The following is a 20,427-nucleotide window of genomic DNA, read 5'->3' as shown; positions in this document are numbered from 1 at the left end:
CTCATACAGGCAAATAAATACAGAATCGGGCTCCTTGCCCCGGCTGACTCATGGCCGTAATGGCTCCGCCGTGATTGGTTACCACTTTTTGGCAGATCGCAAGCCCAACACCCGTTCCGGCAAATTCATTTTTTCCGTGTAATCGTTGAAAAACCTGGAAAATACGGTCGGCATATTTCTCCTCGAATCCGATGCCGTTATCTTCTACTTCAATCGAATGAAAAGCAACTGCCTGCCGGGCGGGCTTTACGGTAATTGGCAAATCGACAGCAAGTACAGATCTGGCACTAACCCTGATTTTGGGCAGAACACCCTGTCGTCGGAATTTGAGCGCGTTGGAAAACAGGTTCTGAAATAACTGCCCCAGTTGTAAGGCATCGCCTTGCAGCGTTGGTAATGTCCCCACCTCAATTTGGGCGTTTGTTTCGTCAATGGCCACCGATAAGTTTTCCAGGGCTTCATCAACGATTCGGGTGAGCGAAACGCGGGCTGGTGGAACAGGGCTGGTCGAAATTCGGGAAAACGCCAGCAGGTCCTTGATCAACAGCGACATGCGGCTGGCCGCTAGCTGCATCCGCTCCAGATAAACTAACTCCTCACCCGATGAGGTCGCGTAGTGGGTTTTGAGCAAATCACTAAACTGCTGAATCTTGCGCAATGGCTCCTGTAAATCGTGCGAAGCAATATAAGCGAACTGCTCCAGGTTCTGATTGGAGCGGGTGAGGTGCTGGTTAAACTCGGCAAGCACATCATTGGCTTCTGTCAACTCTTCGTTCGTAGCGGCCAGTTCTTCATTTGTAGCAGCCAACTCTTCGATTGTGGCAGCTAGCTCTTCATTCGTTATTTCCAGTTCTTCGGTTCGTTCCTGTACCTGTTGCTCCAGCGCCAGATTAATTCGCCGTTGTTCGGTAACGTCATGGGCTGTTCCGCTTAATAGGGCAGGTTTACCGGCTGCGTCATAAAACACCTGAGCCTGTGCGTGAATGATTCGTGTTTGTCCGGTGAGCCGGTTAATGATCGGGTGCTCATTCTCGTAAATGCCCGATGAGCCGGGTTGTGTAACCGCTTCTATAGCATTGGCAACGGACTGACGGTAGCTGGGGGGAAGCGGGTTGTAGGCTTCATCCAGCGTCTTGCTTTCGTCGGAAAAGCCAAGCCAGCCCATAAAGCGCTTCGAGTAACTGAATGTATTTTTTTTGATATCCAGATGCCAGGTGGCTAATTCGGCCAGTTCGATGGCCCCTCGCATGCTGGTTTGAGTCTCTACCAATTTCTGGGTCGCCAGCACACGCTCGGTTACATCGACCGCCATATTTAAAATGGCATAAACCTTGCCCTGTTCATTGGTGAGCGGTTGGTAGGTGAAAGTGAACCAGTACGTTTGCAGGCGACCATCCACAACCAGATTGACAAGCTGTTCGGCGGTTTGGTAGGGAATGTTGGTGTCGTAAACCTGTTCCAGTAAACCAATAAAGGGCTGACCTTCCAGCTCGGGCAGGGCATCGGCTAGTTTCATGCCAATAACCGAAGGGGTTTTTCCCCATACTTTGATCATGGCATCGTTTGCCATCTCAATGATAAGCTCCCGGCTTGTGTATACACCAATAGCAAAAGGGGCCTCTTTGATTAAATTTCGAAAACGATGTTCACTTAATTCAATCTGTTGACGAGCCTGTACATCATCTGAAACGTCCAGGGCAACACCCGAAAAGCGATAGACTTCGCCTGATTCGTTGAGGTAGCTCTTTCCAATAAAGCGAACCCATCGCAGTTGTCCGGTCGCTGCACCAATGGTGCGGTAAGTAACGTCATACTTACCATTGGACTGCAAATCCATTGCCTGTTTAACTGCCTTATCTACCCTGCCTAGATCGTCGGGATGTATGTACCTTATGGCCTGTTCATAAGGTATTTGATTCATGTTAGCCAACCCAAACAGCTCCTGGCACTGATCGTCCCAATTAATCAAGTTTGTAGCAGGATCTATTTCCCAGATGCCCAGACGTGCGGCCTTCAGCGCAAAATCTACATCCAAACGCTCGGTGAGTTCCTTATTTTGACGAAATGGCTTTTGCTCGCCGGTCATTGACTAAAAAGTTAGTGTTACTGCAAGGTAGCCCAACGCTGAACGATTGAGTTTTGCCCTTGCTGAATTCGATGGCTGTTAACCCTAACTTATTGTATTGCGAAAAAGTTATATATGTATACCTGACTTTACTGCATCAGCTTATAAACACAGCCAGTTAACCAATGTGCCCAGGACGATCAACCCGGTAAAACTGACTGCCGAAAACATCCAGCTTTCCCGCCGTGTCAGACCGTACATAAGGTGATTGCTCTCATCTAACCCCAGGTAACTGCCGTGCGACCGCCAGGTAGAGGAAGACTTCACCAGAGAAGAAATTCGATGCAGGCGCGTTTCCTGACTACTGACTAACAGTTCATCCAGGGTGCGGCTATTGTAGTGTACATTGGCAGATATCTTAACGGTTGACAAGAGTGGACGGGTGGTAAACGTGACGGGGTTCATGATTGACTGTAGCGACTTGATTGGCTGATTTAATTACGTACTCTCTATTTATTCAAGCGTGGAAAGGGAGGAGGAACAGTATCTTATGCCTTTCCCTGTTGGCTGCAAAACTGAGTAATAATTTCTCGACCAGTCTTCAGGTTTCGATGAACTGTACTTTTTGCCCGTTTTTTGGTAAAAAATAAAATGACGTAAGTTTGGGATAGTGTAATTTGCTGCCATGAAACATATAGCCGAGCATCTTTTCGTATCCCTTATCATGTTCACTCTACTGGGTTGTGGCAGCAAACCGCTGGACAAAAAATACCACATTCAAACAATGTGGTACGACATACGCGTAGGTTCGACCGTTAAGAATGATTCGATTAACCATGAGCTGTGCAAACTGGCTATGGCTGATAATGCGACGAAGAGCGTGAAGAATGAGGACTTCACCTATCAGGAATTGATCGACCAGGGCTACGAACTGCTGGCCAAAACACATACGGAGGAATATGCAGACAGTTTACGGGAGGTGTACAGTAAACCGTAGAGAATAGGGGGGTAACGCAACCGATCAATACTGCCTGTTCTTCACGTAGATGAGCATTGACGTGAATACAATATCCAGGAGGCAAAAGGCTGAATACATGTTGAGGATCGGTAAAACAGCCAGCACATAGATACCGGTTCTGCTTATGCCTTCGGTATCGTCAAGCTCATCATGAGCAAATATGATAGGCAATAGAACCACACACATCGGCAAAAGATAAAAACAAAAAACAACGTCAAAAACGTCCATCGTCAAGAGAGTATAGTGGCGTACATATCGTTGTTATGACTAGCGCCAATCCGGCACGTCACTCCCTAATACAAGCTACTCCGCTTCCGATGTCAGTAAATGCATACTGAAAAATTTGTCTTTTCTGTTGAAAATCAATCCCTTATGTTCTGGCAGGAAATCGAGATATGTGGCAAAACAAAAGCCGTAGCATGGCTACGGCTATGTTATGTCTTCTAAATCTAACCCCTTGAGAAACTCTTTTTTTGTTGGTATTTACGAGCCTGCAGGCACCGATTCAATGGCTTCGGTATGTCCTGGCTCGCCCAATATCTGTTGCCATTCTTGTTCCAGCTGGTTGAGTGGCCCCGAAAAACATTCGCCATCAAACACCTCCACAGGAAGCTGCATCCATTGATTAGTATCAACCAAGTTAATACATAAAACTAAACTCCCCAGCACCGAAATGGCACTGACTATATCCAGCGCAATCTCCAGACTATCGCACTGACAGTGGAAGTGCCGTACAGAGCCATGTTGATCAACCGAAATAATAAACAAGGACATTGGCATACCCTAAGACAAATAACATATAAGGTTAAGCATTCCTCCACTACTGTCAAAACTTTATTTATTATTTGGTAACTTGTAGTGTAAGGTAACAATATAATATTAACTAGTTTAAATTTTTGTAAGCTTATATTACTATAAATCAGGCCGTTATGACATCATTTTACTATAGTGTAGTTGTGGGATATAATAAAGGTTTGGTATAGGAGTAGGGGCTGGAAAGGAGAGGGAAATGATAGGAGGAAGTACCATTATGTCTGACTATCATTATAACAAGATCGTTCTATCTATCCATGTAGCTTCGACTAAATTCCACTTATATAATATTGCCCAGTGTTCCGGTATACGTCACTCTAAAATGAATTACTTATCAGTAGAGGCTTACTTATGATTTTTTTATTATTAGCTAAAACCACAAAATATTTTCCTTCCTTGAGGCCTTCAATTATAAATATCTCGCTCTGAGTATCTCCATTGCCAACTACATTTATTATATTAATAGGTACACCATATAAATTAAATATTGATAAATTAGCATTTTGCCCTTTAATAAGTGTAAATTTAACGTTTACGTATGACTTGGCTGGATTAGGTGATAGTGAAATATTACTAGCAAACTCATCATTATACAAATCAAATCCTTCTAAATTTTTAAGCTTTGGGTATTCTACTGATAAATAAAGAGCTTCATTATCAATTGCACTACTTTTGTCTGTAATATGATTAACTTGTTTAGACGTTGAAGTGTTTGATGTACTCTTGAGACTTATAGTTGCTGTTTCATAAGCACCAATATCTGGTAATTTTCCAATAGGGCGTTTTACTAACTCGATGTCAGATTGACTATACAATAAAGTAGTACCTGCGTCAATTGTAGAGCTAGAACCATACGTATGGAAATTAGCATTGAGACTTTTAATCGCTCTTATAAATAATGGATCTTTATTTATACAACTTAAGTTATTCAAAATAGCTATTGAACCATTATAGTGTAAATTATTATAGTATTGTATGTTTTTACTGTTGTATGAATTGTTTATCATCTTTCCTGTAGGAGCATATAAAATATTGTTTAAAATATTTATATTATTGCTACTATTTGCTAAAATTTGGCCACAGTTTATTGCTGGACTCTGGTTATTAAGATAAGCAGTATTATTTATTATATCTATATTTTCACTTAGGAATGTATGGATTCCTGATCCACCATTGTACCAAACTATATTATTTTCAATTAAGGTCTTACCTTTATAAGCCCCTAAATTAGATTGATTTTGAGTGTTGCGTGAATCATCAATAATTATCCCATTACCGTCTTGAATTACGCACCCAAAACTGGGTACAGGTATAAAATTTATATTATTAAAACACTTGTTTCTTCTAATTATATTTTTGTATCCACTAAATGTATCTAAATTCCATGATTGATAAAGGGATATACCGCTAGTGCCATAAATTGAATACCAACAATTGTTATAGACTACATTATCTTCAATTGTTATGTAATCACTTTGATTAATCCCAATCCCCCCTCCTCCACATTCATGAACAATATTACCTGAAAAAACCAGATGATGAGAATACTGATTATTGTTCGTTTTAACCCCAATACCATTACCATTAAATCTTGGATCTATACTAGGATTGCTCAGGTTATTACAAGTGCCAGGCTGGGTGAGTGCCTCGCTAATAGTTACGTTTTTGCTATTTCCTTCTATCTCAAAGCCGATTATCTTGATATAACTTGCTCCATTCACAATAGCTATACCTTGCCATCCATTAAATTTAATTTTCGGATGATGGCCAGGATAATTCATAAAGACTATGTAAGCACCTGCTTTTCCACTGCTCTTAATTTCGAGAACGTCACATTGTGCGCATGAATTTGAATAATTCCCATTCATAAAAAAGACCGTATCGCCAGCTACTGTTGAATTTGCAATACTTTGAAAATCTTTTTTAGGTTTAGATGCTGATAATCCATCATTGAAAGTGCTCCCCACCGGATTAACATAATATTTGGTTCCCCACGCAAAGGTTACATGAGTAAGTATAAATGTTATAACAAATAAAGCATATTTCATATTAGTAAACATTTTGTTTAACAAATATATGTATATTAAATATAAATGTTACTATAAGAATCTTTTGTAAACTAAAATTATATTATTTTCTTAATATTATATATTGAAGAAAAGTATATATATTGGTATTTTTGGAGACTTATTTAATTGCATCAACAACCAATCTACGAAATGCTCGATATTAGGCCTGCTACATTTAACTAGACATTAAGTTAAGCATGATCTAACTTAGTGTACCATAAAAACTATAAGCCAGTACGACGAGGAATTCAAAAAAAAAGGCGGTGGAACTAGCAGTGGCTAAAGGCTCCTTAAAAGCGACCGCTATTGAATTAGGCATCACGCCCAAAATTCTAACCAATTGGCGACGCGAACAAGTAGCCTCACCAAGCACTAAATTAGCGGACGAGCCCAACTGAGATAGAATCAGCAGGAGATCCAGCGGTTAAAAAAAGAACTTAAACAGGCCGAGTTAGAGCGCGGTAATTTAAAAAAGGCGGTTAGTACTTTCTCTAGAAGCGACCGCATCGGCGGACCGGAGAAATATTTCGATTCATAAAAGTGCATGAATCGGTTTTTTTCGTTGAGTTGAAGCAGCTATTATTGGTTAGCCAATCGTCCCAGTGAAAGAGCAAAAGAAAATAAATCAATACTAGTATTTATAAAATATGGGGTAATGGCTTAACTGCGTTGAATAGGGTATCTTTGTGAATGGTCTTAGAAGCAGTTTCCTGTAAGCATTGTGGGCAAACCAAACACGTCAAACGGTATGGTACCACTCGCGCTGGTACCCAACGCTACCGATGCTATGACTGCGGTCGAACCTTTGTCCAAACCTACACGCATAAGGCTCGTGACCCCTTGGTCAAAGAGCAAATCACTCAGATGGTACTCAACGGAGCAGGGATACGTGATACCGCCCGTGTTTTAGGCGTCAACTAGCTAGCTAGAAAGTGGCCGTTCAAAAGGCTACGCTGAAAAATAATTATTATGTCCTTTTAAAATAAGTAACTGCGATGAAACATGTAGTCTATATTTCGGTCCTAGCCCTTAGTGTGCATCACCTGGCATCGGCTCAAGTGGCTGATTCAATGAAAAGCGCCACACGTAATACGGCAACTTCACAAACAATGCGACTTGATTCAATCCGGAAACGGGTTGGTGCCGGAAACGCTGTGGCACCCAGTGCGGTGACGCCGGGTGTGGCCATTAGCGTCCCAGAGCGGCCAGGTCTTTCCACACAGGGTGAGGTGCCGGTATTTTCCTATGGATCACTTCCAATACAGGATCATAACGTCGTTCGTTCTTACTATCTTGATTTGGCGTTTAATAAGACGACCTGCATCATTTTCAAGTCGCCCATTCGGTCGGTCGATCTGGGTTCCAAGGATATTATTGCCGATAAAGCCAACGCAGTTGATAATGTCCTACGCGTGAAGGCAAGCAGTATCGGGTTTAATGAAACCAATTTTTCGGTCATGACGTCCGACGGGCAATTTTATAGTTTCGTGGTTAACTACAATGAATACCCGACCATGCTGGCGCTGGATCTATCCGTCAATGAGGAGGGGTTGGTCCAACAAAAGGCAAGGTTTGTTAACCAGAAAGGAACAGTTGTCAGCTTTGCTGGCGTGAATACCTCACAGCAGGAAATTGTTCAAAACTGCTCGTCCATCATGGAACACAACCGGCGGGTTAAACACATTGGTATTAATAAATACGACATTCAGGCGAGTCTACGGGGCCTGTATTACAAGGACAATGTGCTTTATTATAAAATAGGGGTGAAGAATAAATCCAACATCCGCTATGACCTGGATTTCATTCGCTTTTTTATCGTTGACAAAACCCTGGCGAAAGAAACATCACACCAGGAATTGGAAGTCATTCCACTGTACGTATATAACCAACCGTTAGTTATAATTCCTGGACAGAAGAGTGTTGAAAAAATATACGTCTTCCAAAAATTCACCATACCGGATGACAAGGTGGTACAGGTGATTATGGGCGAAAAGAATGGGGGCCGAACGGTGACCTTCACGATGGCCAATCAAGACATTTTAGACGCTGATATCTTATGAAATCCCTTCAGATTCTGTTGCTCCTGGTGAGCACGCTCGTTGGTCGTCAAGGCTACGCCCAGCGGCACATAAAGGGTCAGACGGCCGTTAGTTTTACGGCGGGAGTCGTCGATAACTTCCCTAAATTTTCGTCTCCACATGCACCGGGAAGCGGCTATATGGGTGCCCTTGATTACGTATGGTACCGAAAAAATGAGCGCTATTGGAAAGCCTCTGTATCGTATATGCGTAAATACTACGACGCCCAGACGCTGGCTAAACCTCTGGTTGAACAGTATTGGCTGTCAATGGATTACGTACCCCGTGGTTTCTTTACAACCCATCGTTGGCTGTATATTGCGCCTACGGCGGGGCTATACGTTGGCTACGAGTCTGTTAACCGGAATCAATCAAATTTATCGGAAGGGGTCATTCAAAATAAATCTACGGCTTCCATTGGCCCTCAGCTCGGACTGGAAGCGGAGGTATATGTCGGTCCATCGCTGGCCATCGTGGGCGGGATCACGGAACGGTATATCCCGTTTTCGGAGGTCTCCAAATTTCGCACCACTGGATACATTGGTATCCGTTACTGTTTCTTCCGATGAAAAAGTCAATCTTTTGGGCCTGTGGCCTACTACTAGTTGGGGCGGCCTGTCAAACCGAATCGCTCGACATTCAGCGTAGTTTTCCTTTCCAGCTGGAAATGGATGCGTTTCCTAGGTCAATTCCCTGGCAAAAGCCAACGTCAGTGGGCTTCGGTGTTAAACCGGATTACCTCACGTTGGGTAATTCGTATACACTTTCCTGGCAGGTAGCTGCGCCAGTACGGGGTGTATTGCGGCTTAACAACAAGGTGCTCGTTCCCGGTGGAAAAACGGTCGTTCTAGCAAATATGAGTCGATTACTTAGTGATACGCTCACGTATATGCCGACTGATTCAGGCGCTCATCAACTGACGTTTCGGGTTTTTGATTCATTGGGTCAAGCTAAAGACACAACCTTCATTGTAACCGCTGTCAAATGATATGGAATCGCCCAAAAAGTCTCCCGCGACGGATCTGGATAGGTTGATGGAGGCCGACCAAAAATCAGTGCAACTCTTTTTCATCTTACCCTTAACAGCCATACATGACATGGTAGCGACAAAATCATCTCCAGAGCAAGTCTGCCAAGTGCCTGTTTATACGGAGCGGACAAGGGAATCAGGTACTTCCAGGAAAGAGTGGCTGATTTTACTTGTCTTGTTTGTATTCGCTTCTCTACTGTATAATTGGACCATAGCCCCCTGGATAGAACGCTATACGTTTGATAACCCATTGGTCCAATTAGTTAAGCGATTGCAGTACCGATAAGGTGATTGCGGTACTTACTTTTCTCGTATAACGACGAGTAGCTTTAATGACTTTTATCAGTTGTCTTACCTTTTTGAATGGTAATACCATGAGTCTTAAAACAGATCACCCCCTAAATCAATTAAGTGGTCACCAACCTAATCAGCCTACTTTATTGATTGGTTCGCCTGGTTCGGCAAAGAATGCCCTGCTAACGCAGTTTATGTTTACTGAATTTTCTACGAATGCACACCTGTATTACGTGGGATCAATGCCCTCGGAACAGCTTGACTATTTTATTGACGACCAGCACAATCTGATCGATCTTGATCACGCCGATCAGTCGTATCGCTTTAATCCCATTGACTGGAAAAGTATAACCGACATTGCGGATGCCGTTCGGATAGCTAAACTACTGCATTTAAATTTAGGGCTTGGCAGTTCAAACATCCATGACCAGGAAGGGGGATTCTACTACTCGGTAATCGTTGATTATATAGCGGCTATTATCTGGTATTTACGCACAGTAACGGAAAAGAATGCCAGTCAACAACTAAGCGTAGATGTTTGTACAATCCCGCATCTCATCGAATTTACCAAGCAAGGCTACGAACGTATATTATCTGTACTGGCTTCAATCCCTCGCTTTGCTCAGTTTCTCCAACACTTACTGGATGCGGTCGGTGGCAATAAAGAAATTGGGCAGATTATTGGTCGGTTAGCATCTGTAGAGATTTGTTTTACTATGTGGGGTACACCTGGTTTGTACTGGATTTTAGCGCCGGGTAACCCTATCGTTAACGGCTTTGATTTTACCCGTAGCGAGGAGCCACTGCTACCCGAAACGTTACTGGTAAGATCGCAGGCTAAAGATCTTAAACATAAAGCTACGCTTGCCTTGTATACCGATTTTATCTGCCATACACTATTGCGTAACCACCCAGGAGATTCACATCGGGCCGTTGTTATAGACTCCTATCAATCTTTTGAGTACCCTTATCTTGATACGGTTATTGCTACAGGTCGTGGCTTTCGTATTCATTTATACGTTGCCTTTGATTACGTAGGGCCAGGAGCCAGGCTGAGTGCTTATAAGTCCCGTATAGAGTTTACAACCTCCTGCTTTGGTACGATACTGGTCGGTCGGCAACTATTACCGGAAGAGGCTGAATTTATCGCGTCTGTACCCACCTTGCGCGGTACGTTAACTCCGGCTACACTTCAGAATTTGAATTACGGTGAATTCGCTGGCTGGTTAGGTACGGGTTGGAACGAAGGACATCCGATACGCGGATATGAACCCTTATTCGTGGGTTATGCCCCTCTCTCCGAAGAGTCACCTGTTACAGATGCCATGCTTGAGCACGTCATCGCTATTCAGAATCAAATTCAATCTCTTTTCACAGTAGGGAACTAGCAGAATTTTCGGGATTACTTATTGGTGGCAGCTTAGTTAGCGCATTCGTTAACAGTGGTTTCTAACTAAAATTTAGGTTATTATTAAACTGGATATACTATGGACTTCGCACGTATGTTTCATTTCCATCTTGGCTTACCTTTCCGTATTGATAAGTTTGATCAGGCCAAGAAAAATATTAAAGAAGAACAGGTTCAGCTCAAAGCTCACTCAAGTTCTGATTACCTGCTAGATCAGGAAGAGCCGTTGACATTAGAGCCTGAACCGGATTTACTGGCAGAACCAATCAATGTAGTTACCCGGCCCGATTTACCGTCAGAGCCTGAACTACTTGTACCATTGTCTGTATGGAATTTTGAGACGGTACCATCCCTGCCTAGTGACCAGGTTCCTACTACGGATGATGTACTGACAAATTCGCCTGATCTGCATTCGTCCACTTGGGTAACAAGTGCTGGTATTGCTGATTTTACGACACCCCATTTTTTATCCCGTTTAGCGTTGTCAGATACGGATTTGCTCAATAGCTTGCCGTATGAGTTAGTGAGTGGCTGCCCCCATTGTATGAATCAAAGTTTAGTCGAACGTAAGACTCAAAATGAGGAAGGTAAACATTACTGCTCCGTCTGTAGAAAGCGGGTCTGGTTAAGTCCACTACCTTATTACTATGAATCCCGTACGAGTAGTCCCCAGGTGGCCATCAGCCGTCATCGCAAGTACCTAACCGACCGATGCAGCGAAAAAATCGACGCCCTCCGCCGACAGGAACGGCTTCACGTTTCACCTTATTTAAAGGGAAAAGCTTATTTTATCAGCATCGATTCTATAGATGAATCAGCCTATACAGCGCTTTCGAATAAGTACGAAGCTTATTATGCTGATCATGTTGGTTTAGAACCAACGACTAAACTACAGATTCAGCTTTGCTCGACGGGCGGTTATGTTTTTCAGGCAAAGCGTATGATTTCGCTTATTAATGCGAATCAGGCTGTTACCCATGTTCAGGCTTCGGTACTTTACAGCGCGTCTTTTTATATCTACTTCAATCTGACTTGTTCGAAAGAACTTGATGCGGATGCGGTCGGTATGTTCCATCTGAGCCGCAGTTGTCACTACGTATTGGAAAATGGCAAAATACTGGATCATTTTACAGACCCCGTCGAAGCTGGCAAACTATCATTCATTGAGCAGATAGGACTTTCCCAGCAGGAATTAGACCGAATAAAGGTGGGTGAAGACGTATATTTTAATCATCAGCGTTTGTCCGAATTAACCCATTTGGCAGCATTGGCGAGGCCAAGAGTAGAGAATAAGTCACGCTAGGAACTTCCTGAAGGCGCATTTCACATAAGCATTAATATTCCTAACTCTTAATTAAAGTACTATGTCATCATTTCAATTAACAGCCCCAGGCAGTAACAACAGTGTGCTGCGGAGTGTACCTCTTATCGTACGAGGCTCTGTAACTCAAAAGCCTGTTTTATGCGAAGGCCACAAACTGATTGCTAGAGGAAATGCATGCCGTGGCGTTAGTTTTCTGACTAAATATCTGCTCTCAAAAGGCTACCGTTATGCCTCGGTCCTGTTTGTGGATTGGAAATATTCTTTTGGACACGCTTCTACTAACCCCACCGATATATGGTTTGGACACCCTACTACGAAACTCCCCGCTATGTGGAACAATCGGGTGATGCCTTTTCAGAAGATCGAGTATGGTGCCGTTTTTTTAGAACCCTTTGCTTCTGTAGGTATTAAGTGGACAATCTTACCGCTCGACGATGAGCGTCAGTTCGTAAACTTCCTAATCAACTTATTGGAGCGTATCGCTCAGTTACCCTCTACTAAAAATACCAGAGTTCTGATTCTTGAACAGTACTGGTTTAATGCCCTTGCTAATTCTGCCTTGTGGGAAAGTTTGAATTATTTACTGAAAGTAGGCCGTAAGTTAGGTATAGAAATCTGGCTGCTGTATCCCAGCGATCTTTATGATGAGACGGACAAGGAATCTCACTTACAACGTTTACAGCGCCTTCAACTCCAGTTTTCAAATCTTTTCCTGCTCGACCATCGAACAATTATACGATCTCCCTTTCTGCTCGATGTACAGTCAATTTGGCAATTGACTCCAGCAGAGTATAGTTTATTGACTTCTGTGGGCGATAATTTATCTCAATCGCTAATGCCTTATAAAGAAGTCTTTTTTAAACGATGCACCGATTCTGAACCAATCTCTGATGTGTATGGCATTAAGGTGGCGGAGGAAGAAGCCGAATTATTTTGAACCTTTCAACCCCTTTCTTACTGCTATGGTACTCAACATCTTTAAGCGAAAATCGCTACCGATGGCCCTTTTAAGCCTGGTCTTGATTGTGGTTTCACTATGCATTGTTAGTTTTCTGATTGCTGAATTTATCGTTCATTTCTGCTCCCGTACCCCATCATCCAGTTTGATTACTAACACTTCCCCTAGCCGCTTATGACTGCTGCCCAGATCCGTGAAAACATCCTTGAGCAAAGTGATGAAACTTTGCTGAATAGCTTACCCACCACTCCGCGCCTGGCTTGTCAATGCTGCGGTAGTGTTAGTGTAGCTAAACGTGCTCACTCGGAGAAAACCAAAACTTACTATTGTCCCATATGTAAGGGTGATAAGCCTGTTTCTGAGGTAAAGTATTTCATCAAGAACAAAACTGCTGACCCTATTACAGCCGTGGCCAGGCATCGGGAATTCTGGCAACGGATCTACTACGAGCAACTCAACCGCGAGTCTGGACCTGGGACGTTTCAACGGCAGTTATAAAACTAGACCCTCTGAGCGTTTCCATTTTCAAAATAGGGTTTCATAACCCGCAGGCTCGTAGCTTTTAACCCTTAATTTATGAAAACTTATCTTGTCATACTATGTGGTTTACTAGCTTTCGCTGGCCTATCTATTTTGAAATAAATAATCTATTTTTAACTACTAACTACTCTCAGACTATGAAACCTTTTGAACAAACGATTTTCTTTAAATGGGTATCACCCTTGGTTTATAGAATTATACCTGCACACTCAGGTCAGCGTTTCTGGTGTTTATTTATTGTTTCCTCATTACTGGTTCAAGTGATCAATATTGTTTGTTGGTTCTGGAACGGATTCTTAGATAGTCCCGCTGACGATACATCTGGTTATTACGCGTTGATCGTTATCGAAACGGTTCGCTATGGGGCATGGCTCTGGGGCTTCTGGTATTGTTTTTATCAATTAATCAAACTGAGCCCTCGTAACCAGCTATTGACTCCTCAGTTGCTGAGTTGTTCGGTTACCAGTGGCCTATTGATGTATTTGCTGACGGCCGTTACTCAAAATGTGGAACCCGCTTACATTCTTCTTATTCGAGGTATGCTCATTTTTGCTTTTGTCGCTGGTGTCGTGTTACCAACAATCTGGCATCCTGCCAGTTCAACTAAGTAAATAAGAACTTAAGGAAGGAAGCTTTCTTATGGTGTGGATAGAACGGGGCCGCCCGCGCGGCGAAAAGCAGGCCGATTATGTCGGCCTGCTTTTTTCCAAATCATTCAGAACTGAGCTTATTTTTAACCCTAATCCGTTTTCCCCCTTTTGCTTCAATGAAAACGCGCATAATTAAGTCTCTGCCCTTCATCCCCTTAGATACGTTAGCCGGTACTCGGTATACGATTCAGCAACTACGACCCTTAATCGATCCTTACATCGACATTCAGAATGATATGGTCTTACCTGAATTGGCTCCACAGATCTGCCGATTACTGTCTGGTAAGCATACGGAAGTTCTTTACTTAAAAACTCAACAAAGAGGTATTTTGCATCTGATTAATCATCCAACCAGGGGCCTCTCAATTTTGGTGCGCGAAGAAAATGCTAAGTGATTTCTAGGCTTTGATCCTGATGCTTTTTGGCGGTCGTCTTTTCTGCTTGTTTCGTTTTTTCCGGTTCTTTTTCCTGACCAATCGACTGTAAACGAGATTCGACCTGTCGCAACTCCGATTTGAGTTCCTGAAGTTTATCCCCTTTCCCCCAGGGTTTTGCCGCAATGTCAGTCAATAACTTTTGCTGATTGGTCAGATTGTCGATTTTCTCCTGCTGGTGTTGAATAAGCGACGGTATTTTCTCCAGGCCCCGCACGAACTGCCGGGCCGCTACCTCCGGGGTATGACCCGATAGATAGCCGTTATTGTAGCTGTAGGTCAAGTTGTCGCTTTTGACAAAAAAAGCATTGGCTTTCTCAATTAACCCATTCACGCTATAACCTGTATCGGTTCGCACGTACAAGTCAAATCCGTGTAACGTTCCAACCTGCTTGGCCCCGCCTTTGGTATCTATTCGCCGATCCAACTCAACCAAGTATTCTCCCAAGGCTTTGACTTTAGTGATAGGGGTATTAGTCCGTGTTATCTTGGTAGCATTGGGCAAACTTCCGTCGGGTCCGAATTGCGTTACGGCCGTTAGCCTGGCATAGTCAGTTTGAAGTAAGGTTGCCGTTTTCAGCGCCTTTTCCAGCGATTTACTTACGTCGGTGAGCATCGACCCTGCTTTATAGCCTTCCTTCTGAAATAGCTTCAGTTCACTCTCCAGAGCGGTGATCTGCTTTTCCAGCCGGGCTTTTTGCAACAAGTCCTGATTGCCTGACAAGATCGCCACGTACTCCGAAAAATTCATGCCGGTAGCCTCGTCAAATGCACCCTCGTCCAACCGACGACCCGTCATTGATCCGCTCTTGATCTGAGCAATAAACGTGGCCTTCGTGTGCAGCAAATTGAATTTATAGTTATCCAACGACTGCTCGGTAGCGAAGACGTAGTTTTTAACTTCGTTGTTGAAGTGATCGCGGGCCACCACGTTGCCCGTTCGGGAGCCACGTCCGACGCGCTGGTCAAGTTCCGAAGGTTTCCAGGGGATATCCAGGTGGTACATGGCTACGACCCGCTTCTGCGCGTTAACGCCCGTTCCCATCGTCCCCGTCGAACCGACAAGTATCCGCACCTCACCCGTATTGGCCTTATCCCAGAGCGCAATCCGTTCCTTGTCATTTTTACACTCCTGAGCGAACCGGATCTGGTGCGCTGGAATGCCGTACTCCTGGACTAATTTGTCCCGTAGGGCGCTATAAGCATTCCACGAGCTACCTGGTTTATACGTACCGGTATCACAAAACACCATTTGCGTGCCTTTATAGGGGGCGCTCTCCTGGTAGTGGCTGGCGATCAACGCAGCACAGCGGGATAGTTTGCTACTGGGGTGATCGTCCAACGTTGGGTCGATCAGACGCATGTCCAGGGCTGCTTTCTTGGCGTAATTGGTCGCAATCAGCATTTTGGCCGTGCTCTCTTTTTCGGACAGTGGCGCGCGGTCCAGAATCGTCCCGTCGCCGGTTTTGGCAAACTCAATCAGTTTTTTATTGAAAACCGCCTGATCAGGCGTAGGGGGTAAGCTGATCAGCACATCAACCGCTTTAGGCCGGTCGAGGCCCACCATTGACGCCGTTCGATAATCCGTGATCTGGCTATAAAATTGAGCCAGCTCGGGAACTTTGATAAAATGGCGAAAACGCTCTTTGACCAGCAGTTGATTGGTAACACTGTATTCGTAATCCGACGTTTTCTTGGCGTAGACCGCTGCCCAGGCATCGAAATTATCAATGTGTTGCCGAGCCATTTCCTTTGGGCGCAAGTACTTAAACAGCAGGTACATTTCTGTCAGCGAATTGGTAATGGTCGTACCGGATAGGAACGTCGCGCCCAAGTCCTTGCCCGTCCGCTCCTGGATGCTCCGCACCGCATAGAGCAGGTTGGTAGCCCGTTGGCTGCCTTCCGGATTACCCAGTCCGGCTACCCGGTTGTGACGGGTGGTAAACTGTAAATTTTTAAACTGATGCGATTCATCGACGAACAGGTGATCGATACCCATGTTGCCAAAATGAGGCACTGAATCCGTCTTTTTATCCATCTCGCTTTGCAACCTCAACAACTTTGAGGTAAGGTTGGCTTTTCTGGTCTCTAATCCTTTCAGAAGAGATTTAGATATGGTGCCTCCCGTTTTCTCAATCGTCTTTAAATCTTTCTCCAGATTACGCAGCTCGTCGCGCATGACTTTCTGCTGCACATCAGGGGCCTGGGGAATACGCGCAAACTGATCATGGGTTAGGATGATACAATCCCAGGCTCCGTTTTTAATCGAGTTCAAAAATCGTTCCCGGTTAGCTGGCGTGAAGTCATCCTGGCCAGGGTAAAGCAGCTTGGCATTTGGATAGGCCGTTCGGTAGGTTTCGGCAATCTGGTTGACGTTAGCTTTCATAGCCAGGATCATGGGTTTGTTGACCAGTCCTAACCGCTTCATTTCGTAAGACGCCACCGTCATGATGAGCGTTTTGCCGGTGCCGACTTCGTGATCGGCGATACCTCCACCGTTTTGTAACAGCATCCAGGTCACATCTTTCTGCGATCCGTATAAGCCCGGAATACCCAGCCCTTTTAAATTCAAATCAGGAAACTGCTGATGCGTGCCATCGTGCTGGGGTTTGACAAAACAGTTGTACAACCGGTTGTATCGGTCGGCCAGGTCCTGCTTCAGCTGCGGGTTCTGAGTGGGTAGCCATTCGACAAAGGCGGTACGGATCTGCTCAATTTTTGTCGCGGCCAGCTGGGTCGCTTCGTTGTCGAGCATCTTTGCTCCGTCCGGCCCTTCCTTATTGATGTTGGGCGTTGTATTGTACAACGCATATTCCATCAGGGTTAGACCGTCGTACATCCGGAACTGCCCCTGCACGGCGTACTGCTGGGTGATGGTCGCGTTCTTATAGCCCCACGATGGCAGATCGACGCTGAATTCGTCGGTTGAGGGTAGATACGTAACCGTCACATTACTACCGAACAGATTCTTGGCGAACTGCTCGTATACTTCGGTAGGAATCCAGCGTTCCCCAAGATTAAAGTCCAGTTCATCGAAACTGATTGGCGTGGGCTGACCTTCACGCAGTGCCTTGAGCGCAGGCCCGGCCAGTGGATCAGCGGCCAGTGCTTCCATCGCTTCCAGCTTCTCCACTACGTTCCCACTGACCAGCGTTGTTGGCGTCTGGTATTGCTGCTCTAACGGATTATAAATAATCTGTCCTTCCAGGTCTTTGATCAGCTGGGGCCTGGTTAACTTGGTCAGTTCCTGAAGGTACTCTATATCGACCCTTCCCAGTTTGCTCAGGCAGGCGGTTAGTGCATCTTGGGCCGTAAACTGCTCTACTTTTGCCTGTTGGATGCTGACCGGCTGATTGAAAATATCAGCCCTGACAAACTGTTTATTGGCGTCAGTATTTTCGAGCGCCAGTAGGCTGCGGCCATCGGGATCGAGTAGAGCCAGGCCCGCATTTTTGCCTTCGTTAATGGCTCCATAACGCGTTATAAAGGCACCATAAGCCGTATTGAGTGACAGGCGTAATTCGGGTTGTGGCTGCTGGGAATCCGTTTCCCGGCGGTATAACCGCTCGTAGGCATCCCGAATCTGGAGCATGGCACCCAGCCTTGAATGGTCTACCTGTCCAGGTAGGGTTTCCAGCGTTTTTAGATCAGACGCTAACCGGCCTACTTCGCCCTGTTGGTAGATCAGACTCCCCGGCTGGTGGAAATCTTCCAATGGCAGCGTTAAGGGACGAGGTAAAGCCGGAGCGGGGACGTTCATGGCGAACAACTCTCCCTGCACAAACAGGGGTGTTGCGGAGCGGTCGGCGGCCCGGCTCGGCTGAACACGCTGGATGGTAGGCTCCATCCTATGCTGCTCAAAGCTTTGCTGCCGAAAGGTTCGGGCCATATCGTCCCCTACGTAGCGACCAAGCTGCCGGGCGATCTCATCGATACCGCCCTGGTGCTCATAGATCAGGGCGGCTTTGCCGTACTGGTCGGTGTCTAGTTTTTGGCTAGTAGCCACGATGTTTTCACCCTTAATGAAGAGTTCGTTGACAACCGTCTTTGCTGGGCTTACGCTGAACCGGATGAATTTCTTTTCCTGATCAGTCAGGGCCGTTTTACCGCTTCGTTTTTGAAGCAGAATTACGTCGCTTCCTACACTTGTGCCGGCAAAGTCGGTAAACAGGTTGTGAGGTAGTCGAACTGCTGAGACCAGATCGCAGGTCTTCATCAGGTACTGACGCACCGGTTCATTAGCCGGAGAGTTAAGCAGGGCATCCGTGGTCAGGATGGCCGCTACACCGCCTTCCCGAAGACAGTCTACACTTTTGACGCTGAAATAGGTATGTAGCCGGGCGCAGGCTCCCCGGCGTTGCTTGTCCTTACTGTTAGCCAGGGCCTCGTCCCAGATGGCGACGTTACCAAACGGGATGTTGCTGGCCACCAGATCGAAGCGATCATTGAGCTTACGGCCGCTCTCTTCAAACCCTTTATTTTCAACCGTGTACTGTGGGTAGAGGGCTTTGAGGACCAGGGCGGTCGCGGGATCTTTTTCGATTAACTGCGCGGAACCGATGGCCAGACCACCCTGGGCAAAAGCCTGAGGAAAGATGCCCGTTCCAGCTGATGGGTCTAAATACTGAATGGGTGTAGAACCCATCACGCTGGCCAGTCCCTTACCTAACTGCTCAACGATCTGGGGGGGCGTATAAAACCCAGACATGACGTTGTTCCGGATACCCGATAGAAAATCCTCCGCCCGATCACCAGCGGCCTCCGCTAGTAGCTTGTGTAGCTGCTGAACACCCGGACGCAACTGATTATCCAGGGCAGTCGTCCAAAGGGTATCATTTTCGACCGGTAGTAAAACCGATTTTAAGGCACCGAAACCACTATAAGCCGCTAGTGTATTGCGTTCTTCGGCAGTCAATTCAACCGGGTTGCCGGATTTGCTCCGCTGGTCGACCAGAAACGCTAGTCGTAGGGCCTCCAGGTTGGCGGCCAGGTGCGCGCGATGATTATAAGCCATTGGTCAAATGTTTATCGCGGTACTCACTGACTAATCCAACGATGAAGGCATTTGCCAACCGGCTCTCTGACTCTACCAACATAGGCATGAATTTCTGGAGCAGAATAGGAAAATGGGGAGAGCTAGCCAGCTCGGGCTGCGGCTCAAAATCGTTGGCCAGAATATCTTTTAGGCGACTGGCGGCATCCAGGGTCGGCGTGATCGTTTCGAGTAACACCGACTCGGCATTTTCGATGGCTTGATGAAGGGGTACTCCCTGTCGACGCAACTCCTCGAAGGTATTTTGGGCAGCGGTTACGGCTGACTGCTGCTGATCGGCATTGATAGGCAAATCAGCCGTAAGGCTGCTAAGTCGAAGCGAAAAATGATTTGTTTCCATACGTGATTGAGGTAGGGAATAAATTACCCTATAATCAAATATGGCGATTTTAAGTGGGTAGTTGGTTGTCCTTAATTACCAGACAATTACAGTGGTTTTGAATTTGTTTTCTGTTTGGGGACCAACCCATGCTATTTGCGGACGAAGCGTTTTATTTAAGGGATAAAAGCATTAACCTTTCTGCAAAAAAATTTATTAATAGCTAAGTGATACGAATCTATATTGAAAGGGGAGTAACTCAATAAGGATTGACTTCGCTGCCTTAGGCGAGCCAATAGCCTGCTTCAAAAGGAGGTTTCAGTTTCTACTGAGTTATGTCTTGTCCTAAAATAGGTTTACCATCACTCCAAGCA

17 protein-coding genes are annotated in these 20,427 nt (G+C 45.3%); 10 read left to right on the top strand and 7 right to left on the bottom strand.

Going from position 1 to position 20,427, the window contains the following annotated elements:
- Position 1 precedes the first annotated feature (1 nt).
- On the bottom strand, positions 2–2,086 hold the full coding sequence (locus CWM47_RS28615; RefSeq protein WP_100992014.1) for a PAS domain-containing sensor histidine kinase: 2,085 nt from the start codon (positions 2,084–2,086) through the stop codon (positions 2–4).
- Between the two features lie 141 nt (positions 2,087–2,227).
- Positions 2,228–2,530, bottom strand: a complete 303-nt coding sequence (locus CWM47_RS28610; protein ID WP_100992013.1) for a hypothetical protein — start codon at positions 2,528–2,530, stop codon at positions 2,228–2,230.
- A 259-nt stretch (positions 2,531–2,789) separates the two neighbouring features.
- On the opposite strand from CWM47_RS28610, the gene CWM47_RS28605 reads away from it, so the two are divergent.
- Positions 2,790–3,062: a hypothetical protein gene (locus tag CWM47_RS28605; protein WP_157816079.1), complete on the top strand. Its 273-nt coding sequence runs from the start codon at positions 2,790–2,792 to the stop codon at positions 3,060–3,062.
- A gap of 24 nt (positions 3,063–3,086) precedes the next feature.
- On the opposite strand, the gene CWM47_RS28600 is transcribed toward CWM47_RS28605, so the two are convergent.
- The 3 genes from CWM47_RS28600 to CWM47_RS28590 all read right to left on the bottom strand — a co-directional run bounded on the left by CWM47_RS28600 (position 3,087) and on the right by CWM47_RS28590 (position 5,944).
- Positions 3,087–3,311, bottom strand: a complete 225-nt coding sequence (locus CWM47_RS28600; protein WP_100992011.1) for a hypothetical protein — start codon at positions 3,309–3,311, stop codon at positions 3,087–3,089.
- 255 nt (positions 3,312–3,566) lie between these two features.
- Positions 3,567–3,857 carry a hypothetical protein gene (locus CWM47_RS28595; protein ID WP_100992010.1) on the bottom strand — a complete coding sequence of 97 codons (291 nt, stop codon included), beginning with the start codon at positions 3,855–3,857 and terminating at the stop codon, positions 3,567–3,569.
- Positions 3,858–4,213: 356 nt separating this feature from the next.
- On the bottom strand, positions 4,214–5,944 hold the full coding sequence (locus CWM47_RS28590) for a choice-of-anchor Q domain-containing protein (protein ID WP_157816078.1): 1,731 nt from the start codon (positions 5,942–5,944) through the stop codon (positions 4,214–4,216).
- 711 nt (positions 5,945–6,655) lie between these two features.
- Between CWM47_RS28590 and CWM47_RS40390 the strand changes: the two genes are divergently transcribed.
- From CWM47_RS40390 to CWM47_RS28540, 9 genes are all read left to right on the top strand, one after another.
- On the top strand, positions 6,656–6,886 hold the full coding sequence (locus tag CWM47_RS40390; protein ID WP_100992008.1) for an IS1/IS1595 family N-terminal zinc-binding domain-containing protein: 231 nt from the start codon (positions 6,656–6,658) through the stop codon (positions 6,884–6,886).
- A 74-nt stretch (positions 6,887–6,960) separates the two neighbouring features.
- A complete protein-coding gene (traN, locus tag CWM47_RS28580) occupies positions 6,961–8,025 on the top strand; it encodes a conjugative transposon protein TraN (RefSeq protein WP_100992007.1) in 1,065 nt (354 codons plus the stop codon).
- On the top strand, positions 8,022–8,612 hold the full coding sequence (locus CWM47_RS28575) for a conjugal transfer protein TraO (protein WP_100992006.1): 591 nt from the start codon (positions 8,022–8,024) through the stop codon (positions 8,610–8,612). Before traN ends, CWM47_RS28575 begins: the two co-directional genes overlap by 4 nt.
- Positions 8,609–9,031 carry a TraQ conjugal transfer family protein gene (locus CWM47_RS28570; protein WP_100992005.1) on the top strand — a complete coding sequence of 141 codons (423 nt, stop codon included), beginning with the start codon at positions 8,609–8,611 and terminating at the stop codon, positions 9,029–9,031. The genes CWM47_RS28575 and CWM47_RS28570 overlap by 4 nt, the downstream gene beginning before the upstream one ends.
- Before the next feature lie 416 nt (positions 9,032–9,447).
- Complete coding sequence (locus tag CWM47_RS28560; RefSeq protein ID WP_157816077.1) at positions 9,448–10,755, top strand: type IV secretory system conjugative DNA transfer family protein; 1,308 nt, start codon at positions 9,448–9,450, stop codon at positions 10,753–10,755.
- A 99-nt stretch (positions 10,756–10,854) separates the two neighbouring features.
- A complete protein-coding gene (locus tag CWM47_RS28555) occupies positions 10,855–12,078 on the top strand; it encodes a hypothetical protein (RefSeq protein ID WP_157816076.1) in 1,224 nt (407 codons plus the stop codon).
- 61 nt (positions 12,079–12,139) lie between these two features.
- Positions 12,140–13,036, top strand: a complete 897-nt coding sequence (locus tag CWM47_RS28550; RefSeq protein ID WP_100992001.1) for a hypothetical protein — start codon at positions 12,140–12,142, stop codon at positions 13,034–13,036.
- A gap of 195 nt (positions 13,037–13,231) precedes the next feature.
- Entirely contained in the window at positions 13,232–13,555 is a 324-nt protein-coding gene (locus CWM47_RS28545) for a hypothetical protein (RefSeq protein ID WP_093831097.1), read from the top strand.
- Positions 13,556–13,734: 179 nt separating this feature from the next.
- Positions 13,735–14,208, top strand: coding sequence for a hypothetical protein (locus CWM47_RS28540; protein ID WP_100992000.1), 474 nt, complete (start codon positions 13,735–13,737; stop codon positions 14,206–14,208).
- A gap of 426 nt (positions 14,209–14,634) precedes the next feature.
- Here CWM47_RS28540 and CWM47_RS28530 read toward each other — a convergent pair whose 3' ends face one another.
- Positions 14,635–19,695 carry an N-6 DNA methylase gene (locus tag CWM47_RS28530; RefSeq protein WP_100991998.1) on the bottom strand — a complete coding sequence of 1,687 codons (5,061 nt, stop codon included), beginning with the start codon at positions 19,693–19,695 and terminating at the stop codon, positions 14,635–14,637.
- Positions 19,685–20,074 (bottom strand): hypothetical protein, encoded by a 390-nt coding sequence (locus tag CWM47_RS28525; protein ID WP_100991997.1) that lies wholly within the window; start codon positions 20,072–20,074, stop codon positions 19,685–19,687. Before CWM47_RS28525 ends, CWM47_RS28530 begins: the two co-directional genes overlap by 11 nt.
- Positions 20,075–20,427 lie beyond the last annotated feature (353 nt).

It is taken from the genome of Spirosoma pollinicola, from assembly GCF_002831565.1.
In the GTDB taxonomy this organism is placed as follows: Bacteria; Bacteroidota; Bacteroidia; order Cytophagales; family Spirosomataceae; genus Spirosoma; species Spirosoma pollinicola.
Note: the sequence above shows the minus strand (reverse complement) of the source record. Positions and strands in the feature narration are given on the sequence as shown.

Coding starts and splice junctions, on each gene's coding strand:
- CWM47_RS28615 (WP_100992014.1), bottom strand. CDS start 2,086: ATGACCGGCGAGCAAAAGCCATTTCGTCAAAATAAGGAACTCACCGAG.
- CWM47_RS28610 (WP_100992013.1), bottom strand. CDS start 2,530: ATGAACCCCGTCACGTTTACCACCCGTCCACTCTTGTCAACCGTTAAG.
- CWM47_RS28605 (WP_157816079.1), top strand. CDS start 2,790: ATGTTCACTCTACTGGGTTGTGGCAGCAAACCGCTGGACAAAAAATAC.
- CWM47_RS28600 (WP_100992011.1), bottom strand. CDS start 3,311: ATGGACGTTTTTGACGTTGTTTTTTGTTTTTATCTTTTGCCGATGTGT.
- CWM47_RS28595 (WP_100992010.1), bottom strand. CDS start 3,857: ATGTCCTTGTTTATTATTTCGGTTGATCAACATGGCTCTGTACGGCAC.
- CWM47_RS28590 (WP_157816078.1), bottom strand. CDS start 5,944: ATGAAATATGCTTTATTTGTTATAACATTTATACTTACTCATGTAACC.
- CWM47_RS40390 (WP_100992008.1), top strand. CDS start 6,656: ATGGTCTTAGAAGCAGTTTCCTGTAAGCATTGTGGGCAAACCAAACAC.
- traN (WP_100992007.1), top strand. CDS start 6,961: ATGAAACATGTAGTCTATATTTCGGTCCTAGCCCTTAGTGTGCATCAC.
- CWM47_RS28575 (WP_100992006.1), top strand. CDS start 8,022: ATGAAATCCCTTCAGATTCTGTTGCTCCTGGTGAGCACGCTCGTTGGT.
- CWM47_RS28570 (WP_100992005.1), top strand. CDS start 8,609: ATGAAAAAGTCAATCTTTTGGGCCTGTGGCCTACTACTAGTTGGGGCG.
- CWM47_RS28560 (WP_157816077.1), top strand. CDS start 9,448: ATGAGTCTTAAAACAGATCACCCCCTAAATCAATTAAGTGGTCACCAA.
- CWM47_RS28555 (WP_157816076.1), top strand. CDS start 10,855: ATGGACTTCGCACGTATGTTTCATTTCCATCTTGGCTTACCTTTCCGT.
- CWM47_RS28550 (WP_100992001.1), top strand. CDS start 12,140: ATGTCATCATTTCAATTAACAGCCCCAGGCAGTAACAACAGTGTGCTG.
- CWM47_RS28545 (WP_093831097.1), top strand. CDS start 13,232: ATGACTGCTGCCCAGATCCGTGAAAACATCCTTGAGCAAAGTGATGAA.
- CWM47_RS28540 (WP_100992000.1), top strand. CDS start 13,735: ATGAAACCTTTTGAACAAACGATTTTCTTTAAATGGGTATCACCCTTG.
- CWM47_RS28530 (WP_100991998.1), bottom strand. CDS start 19,695: ATGGCTTATAATCATCGCGCGCACCTGGCCGCCAACCTGGAGGCCCTA.
- CWM47_RS28525 (WP_100991997.1), bottom strand. CDS start 20,074: ATGGAAACAAATCATTTTTCGCTTCGACTTAGCAGCCTTACGGCTGAT.